Here is a 6171-nt window from a genome sequence, read left to right on the forward strand (position 1 = left end):
GGGTCGTGCCGAGGAGCAGCAAGGACGACACCGCCGACGACAGCGAGCACGTCGACGGACGCCGCGCGCGTGGCGAGAAACGACGCGCGGAGATCATCGATGCCACCCTTGCCGTGGTCACTCGCGACGGCGCGGCCGGCGTCACCCATCGCACGGTCGCCAAGCAGGCCGGCACCACGACGTCCCTGAGCACCTACTACTTCGCGACCCTCGACGACCTGCTCGTCGCCGCCCTCACGACTGTCGCCGACGCCTACACCGCCCGCATCCGCGACATCATCGACAACCCCGGCGACAAGCTCAGCGGCCTGGCCCACCTCATCGCCGAGTCCGCCGGCTCCGGACGTGAACGCGCCCTGGCCGAACGCGAGCTGGCAACCCTGGCCGCCCGCCGCCCCGCACTGCGACCCGTGGCACGACGCTGGCGGGAGAACATCGCCGAACTCGCCACTACGCTGACCGACGACCCTGCGGCCATCGCCGCCCTCGTCGCGGCCTCCGACGGACTGTGCACCGCGATCCTCCTCGACAACGCCCCCGCCGATCCTGATCACATCCAAGCCGTCCTGCAACGAGCCGTCCGCAACTGAGCCGACGGGGACCGTACGGCCCTCGGCCCGGGAACGGCCTGTCGTAAACGGAGCTGTCACCAGGTGAACGCGGTGGTGTTGGCTCTGGTCAGCCGGTAACTGGAAGTCCGACCGATGGGGCCGCTCGGCCGCTCACGTCCTGACCACTGTCAACGACCTGCGCCGTCGCGGCGTGAAGGTCGTCCACTGTGCTGCGACAGGAAACCTTGGGCTTGTGTCATCGAAGCTTGAGCGACCCGTGAAACCGGGCGTTCGGCGCCGCGCTACCGCCGAGGGGGCTGCTCACCTCGCTGGGATGCCTCATCGCGACATCGGGATCAGCCGGACCCCGCGAGCAGATGCACGACACCGGCCGGGTTCTTGATCCAGTGGGTTCTGGAATCGAGACTCTCCAGGGGCTCGACCTCGTCACACGGGTGGATACCGCTGTCGGCCGGTTTGGCCGCCGCCGCGTCCAGGTCATCGGTGTGCAGCTGCAGCCACAGGTCGGACCGGCTGTAGTTGTCGACACAGTCGAGCCACAGCGTATTGGGTCCGAACCGCACCGAATGAGTTCTCGAGACGGTCGGAGCGTAGGAGACGTCGTCTTCCTTGACGTCGAAACCCAGAATGTCGCGGTAGAAGGCCACGGTGGCCTCGTACTGCGCCTTGGGGATCTTCATGGCGATGTTCAGGCCGGCGGTGAATTCAGGCTTGTTCATTGTTGCTCGACTCCTTCGTGTCGGTGGCGTCCAGTGCGAGTTCCAGCGCGGTCAGCCGGTCATCCCACCTGTTGGCGAGCCTGACCGGCCACAGCTGGGCGATGCGGATGGCGGCTGATCGGCAACCGTCGCGCCAGATCCGTGACGGTTGCGGGCCCGGCGCGGCCGAGCTCCTCCAGCAGCGCCCGCCGCGTCGGATCGGTGAGCGCCGCGGACACCGCGACAGCCTGGCCTTCTGCACCAGGCGGCCGCATCGAGGCAGGTCTCCAGGTCGACGAGCTCGGCGCCCCATCCCTGACTGTTGGCCTTGGGGGCAGCGCGGGCCACGTCGGCGGCGGCGCAGGGTGCTCACCTGCACACCTCCCGGGAGACAGGTGAGCGGGGTGCCCTTCGCCATCCCGGAGGCAGGCGGACAGCGGGCTTCCGCCGCAGAAGGGCTTCACGCCATGCGGAGGATGACCTTGCCGGTGGTGCGGCGGGTGGTCAGGGCGGTGAGGGCGGTTGCGGCCTGGTCGAGGGGGTATTCGGCGCCCACCATGGGGTGGACGCGTCCCGAGGCGGTCAGGGCGAGCAGGTCGTGGAGCGGCGCGGCGGCACGGCTGTCGGGGAGGCGCAGGTGGGCGCCCAGCCAGTAGCCGCCGACGGTGATGTTGCGCTCGCTGAGGATCCCGGGGTCGATGGGGGTGGGGTCGATCCCGCCGGAAGTGCCGTAGGTGATCAGGCGGCCGAAGGGGGCCAGCGCGTGAGGGGCTGCCTCGAAGACGGGGCCGCCGACGGCGTCGAGGATCACGTCGGCGAGGGCGCCGCCGTTGGCTTCGCGGATGCGCTCGGCGTAGCCGTCGGCCTCGCCGGGGATGGCGGCGTCGGCGCCGAGCCGGAGGACCAGGGCACGTTTGTCGGGGGTGGAGGCGGTGCCGATGACCCGTCCGGCGCCGAACTCCTTGGCCAGCTGGATCGCCAGGTGGCCGACGCCTCCGGCTGCGGCGTTGACGACGACGGTTTCGCCGGGGAGGATCCGCGCAGCCGTACGCAGAAGGTGCCAGGCGGTCAAGCCCTGGACCAGGAGGGCGAGCGCGGCGCCCGCCGGGAGGTCTTCGGGGATCTCGACCGGATCCTTCACCAGCGCCTTGGTGACGAAGGCACTGCTGGCGAAGGCGAGCATGCGGCGACCGTCCGGGGCACGGCCGACGACCTCGCCGCCGGGGATGAACGGCAGTTGTGGCGGCAAGTAGGCGCCGCGCAGGCGTTCGGCGTCGGCGAAGTTCAGTCCGGCGGCCTCGACGTCGAGGAGGGTCTGGCCGGGGCCCGGCACCGGGTCGGGAAGGTAGGTGGGGGTCAGGACATCGGGTCCGCCAAGGCGTTCTGCAACCATTGCTCTCATGCCGTAGACGCTAGGAGCCACACGGTTGCGCAGGTAGCGGGTGGGATTTGTGGATGAGACGGGATGTATGAGGATTTTTCATACGTTGTCGCTCTCGTGGATGACCTGAGTGTGGCCGAGCTGCGCGTGCTGGTGGCGGTGGACGGCGAAGGCAGCGTATCGGCGGCGGGGGTACGGCTGGGGCTGACGCAGTCGGCGGTCTCGCATGCCCTGCGCGCGGCGGAGAAGAAGATGGGCGCGGTGCTCTTCCAGCGAGGGCGGGGCGGCGCCCGGGCCACGCCCGCCGGTAATGCTGCGGTCGGGCACGCACGGCGCATCTTGAGGCTGATCGAGGTCATGAAGGTCGACACCCATGCTGCCGCGCGGGGCGAGGCCACGGGGACGATCCGGGTGGCGGCCTTTCGCAGTGCGGCCTTCCACCTGCTGCCCAGGGTGCTGGTGCGGTTCGGGCAGCGGTATCCGACGGTGACGGTGACCGTGCGAATCGTGCCCGATCTGGGGCGGGGGGTCGCGGGGGAGGTGGCGGACGGGCGCGCCGATGTGGGGGTGGTCTCGCTGCCGGTGTATGTGGACGGGCTGGTGACGAAGGAACTGTACGCGGAGCCGTACCTGCTGGCTTATCCGGAAGGGCATCCGGATCCGCGGTCGCTGCCCATGATCGATTGGCATGAGAACTGCGCGGGTGAGACCCGGCGCTGGCTGGCGCGGCAGGAGTGGATTCCACCCGGCGACATCACCGTCGAGGACGACGGGGTGGTGATGTCGATGGTGGGGCACGGACTCGGTGCGGCGATCGTGCCCAGGCTGTCCACGATGGGTGCGCCCGCCAAGGTCGCGACGGCCGAGCTCGGCGACGGTGCGCCGCAGCGCCACGTGGGGTATGTGACCACGCCGGAGCTGGCCGGATCGGCGATCATCCGCGATCTGCTCGGCGAGTTGCGAGCGATGAAGGGCGTGGCCGGCCCCGCCGGCGGTTGAACCAGCGAGCGGCCTCAGAAGTGAGCAGCGGGGTGACGACGGCCTGGTCGAGGCGTGAGCGTCATGTTGCCGACAAGGGCAGACATCAAGAGCACGAGGGCGGCAGGCCCCCGGGGTCGAGGAACCGGCGGACAGCCGTTGGCACTGAGAAGGATCATAACTACGGTGAGCTGAGGCTGTTCCTGGTCGCGGAGCTTTCTTAGCCCGTTGTCCGGTCCCGACGTCGGCGTGCGGCGGCGCAGCAGGTCTGCCGGCGGTGGTGGGCGGCGTCGTAGGACAGCGGCCCGCCGGCGCCGTTGATGGAGGCGCGGGACAGTGGCCCGGCGGTGTAGCCGGCGCGAGCCAGATAGAGCTTGAGCAGGGCGACGTAGCCGCGGTCGTCCAGCAGGCCGGTGCGTACGCTGCCGCCCTTGCCGTGGATGCGGACGTGTTCGTCGTCCAGGCGCAAGTCGAGGTCCTCCACGAGCAGTCCGACCGCCGCCTCGATGACGCGCTCGCACGAGAGCACCTGCCTGCGCCTTCGTGACCGGGGTGCCGGTGTGGTCATGCCCTCATCCCGTCAGGTTTGGTGCGCTGCTCCAACATGGAGTACGGTTCCAATATTGGAGCAATGCTCCAAGAGTATGGCTTCGAGCTTCACGGAGCACGGCCCCCACCCGACGAGCCCCGGCCGGCCCGGGGACTCGCGACTGGAGGAGAACCGACATGCACGACGTGGTGATCGTGGGGGCCGGGCCGGTGGGCCTGTTCCTCGCCGGCGAACTCGCCCTGGCCAACTGCTCGGTCCTGGTACTGGAGAAGAACCCGCAGGCGGCCTCGCCGTTCTGGGCGCTCCCGCTGGGGATGCGGGGCCTGAACGCCGGGTCCGTCGAGGCGTTCTACCGCCGCGGGATGCTCACCGCCCTCCTGGACGCCTCACGCGCCGACGCGCAGCAGGTCGGCGCGCGCCCCGGCGCGCACGAGGCGCCCGCCCCGCACGACGTGAGCCACTTCGCGGGCCTGCGCCTGGACGCCGCCGACATCGATACCGGCGCCCTCCCGCCCCGGCTGCCCGGCCCGGCGATGGAAGGGATCATGACCAGCCTCGAAGCGGTCACCGGCGTCCTGGAGGAGCGGGCGGTCGCGCTCGGCGCGCGGATCGTGCGCGACGCCCCGCTCGAAGCCGTCGACCAGGACGGCGACGGCGTCCTGGCCCGGGCCGGCGGGCGCGAGTACCGGGCGCGCCGGCTCGTGGGATGCGACGGCGGACGCAGCACGGTGCGCCGCCTGGCGGGCTTCGACTTCGTCGGCACCGAGCCGCTGTTCACCGGCTACGTCGCCCGCGTCGCCTTCGAGGACCCGGACAAGCTGCACCCGGGCTTCAACTCGACGCCGACCGGCATGTACCTGCGCACGCCCTTCGAAGGGCACCTGGGCATGATGGACTTCGACGGCGGCGCCTTCGACCGCTCCCAGCCGCTGACCCGCGACCACCTCCAGACGGTCCTGCGCCGCATCTCCGGCACCGACGTGACGATCAATGAGGTCCACCTCGCCTCCAGCTTCACCGACCGCGCCATGCAGACCAGCACCTACCGCAACGGCCGCGTCCTGCTCGCCGGCGACGCCGCCCACATCCACTCCCCGCTCGGCGGCCAAGGGCTCAACCTCGGCATCGGCGACGCCATGAACCTCGGCTGGAAGCTCGCCGCCACCCTCCACGGCACCGCCCCCGCGAACCTGCTCGACACCTACACCGCCGAACGCCACCCCGTCGGCGCCGCCGTCCTCGAGTGGTCGCGCGCCCAGGTCGCCACGATGAACCCCGGCCCCAACACCCCAGCCCTGCGCCGGCTCGTCCACGACCTGCTGCGCACCATCGACGGCACCACCCACGTCTTCCGCACCACCTCCGGGCTCGCCCACCACTACGACCTGGGCGACAACCAGCCGACCGTCGGCTTCACCGCCCCGGACTTCCGCTTCGGCGACGGCACCCACCTCGGAGACCTGCTGCGCGAAGGACAGGGCGTCGCCCTCGACCTCACCGCCGCACAGAGCCTGCGGGAGACCGCGGCCCACTGGCAGGACCGCATCCGCTACGCCCCCGGCCCGGTCGCCAACGACCTCGGACTCGGCGCCCTGCTGATCCGGCCCGACGGCGTTGTGGCCTGGGCCGAGGGCCCCGACCCCGGCCCCGAGGCGTTCCGGCGCGCCGCCACCCGCTGGTTCGGCGCCCCCGCCGCCTGAGCGGGCACGCCCCGGCGGCCGGCACACCAGTCCTGCGGCGCCCTCACATCAGAGCAGGTCAGGGGTATACCCGTTGGATTTTCCGCGATTACCACCGGGACCCCTCGAAGCGCGCGATGTCCCCCAAGGCGCAGAGCTCCGCGAGGCGTATCGAGAGCTGAGCAGCCTTGAGTGAGGGACGCTTTCGGCGGAAGCCACAGGACCGACCGCTCCCTCCCGATGATCGTTTCCGGGCGATCCGCCAGCCGTGGCGATGCGTTGCCGGGATGAATCCGTGCCTCGAATCGCCGGC

General features: G+C 70.8%; 6 protein-coding genes. 3 read left to right on the forward strand and 3 right to left on the reverse strand.

All coding sequences use genetic code 11. The annotated features are described in order from the left end of the window. Positions 1 to 5: 5 nt before the first annotated feature. A complete protein-coding gene (locus ACWDS7_RS24440; RefSeq protein ID WP_451931152.1) occupies positions 6 to 590 on the forward strand; it encodes a TetR/AcrR family transcriptional regulator in 585 nt (194 codons plus the stop codon). 317 nt (positions 591 to 907) lie between these two features. On the opposite strand, the gene ACWDS7_RS24445 is transcribed toward ACWDS7_RS24440, so the two are convergent. Further along, the gene (locus ACWDS7_RS24445; protein ID WP_451931153.1) at positions 908 to 1291 is read right to left on the reverse strand and encodes a VOC family protein; all 384 of its coding nucleotides are present in this window, start codon (positions 1289 to 1291) and stop codon (positions 908 to 910) included. Positions 1292 to 1730: 439 nt separating this feature from the next. After that, the gene (locus ACWDS7_RS24450; protein WP_451931154.1) at positions 1731 to 2672 is read right to left on the reverse strand and encodes a quinone oxidoreductase family protein; all 942 of its coding nucleotides are present in this window, start codon (positions 2670 to 2672) and stop codon (positions 1731 to 1733) included. 63 nt (positions 2673 to 2735) lie between these two features. Here ACWDS7_RS24450 and ACWDS7_RS24455 point away from each other — a divergent pair, with 63 nt between their 5' ends. Next, positions 2736 to 3650, forward strand: coding sequence for a LysR family transcriptional regulator (locus ACWDS7_RS24455; protein WP_451931155.1), 915 nt, complete (start codon positions 2736 to 2738; stop codon positions 3648 to 3650). Positions 3651 to 3849: 199 nt separating this feature from the next. Here the strand turns inward: ACWDS7_RS24455 and ACWDS7_RS24460 are convergent, their stop codons facing one another. Beyond that, entirely contained in the window at positions 3850 to 4197 is a 348-nt protein-coding gene (locus tag ACWDS7_RS24460) for a hypothetical protein (protein ID WP_451931156.1), read from the reverse strand. 158 nt (positions 4198 to 4355) lie between these two features. Here ACWDS7_RS24460 and ACWDS7_RS24465 point away from each other — a divergent pair, with 158 nt between their 5' ends. Continuing rightward, positions 4356 to 5879: an FAD-dependent oxidoreductase gene (locus tag ACWDS7_RS24465; RefSeq protein WP_451931157.1), complete on the forward strand. Its 1524-nt coding sequence runs from the start codon at positions 4356 to 4358 to the stop codon at positions 5877 to 5879. Positions 5880 to 6171: the final 292 nt, after the last annotated feature.

This window comes from Streptosporangium sp. NPDC003464 (genome assembly GCF_053588315.1).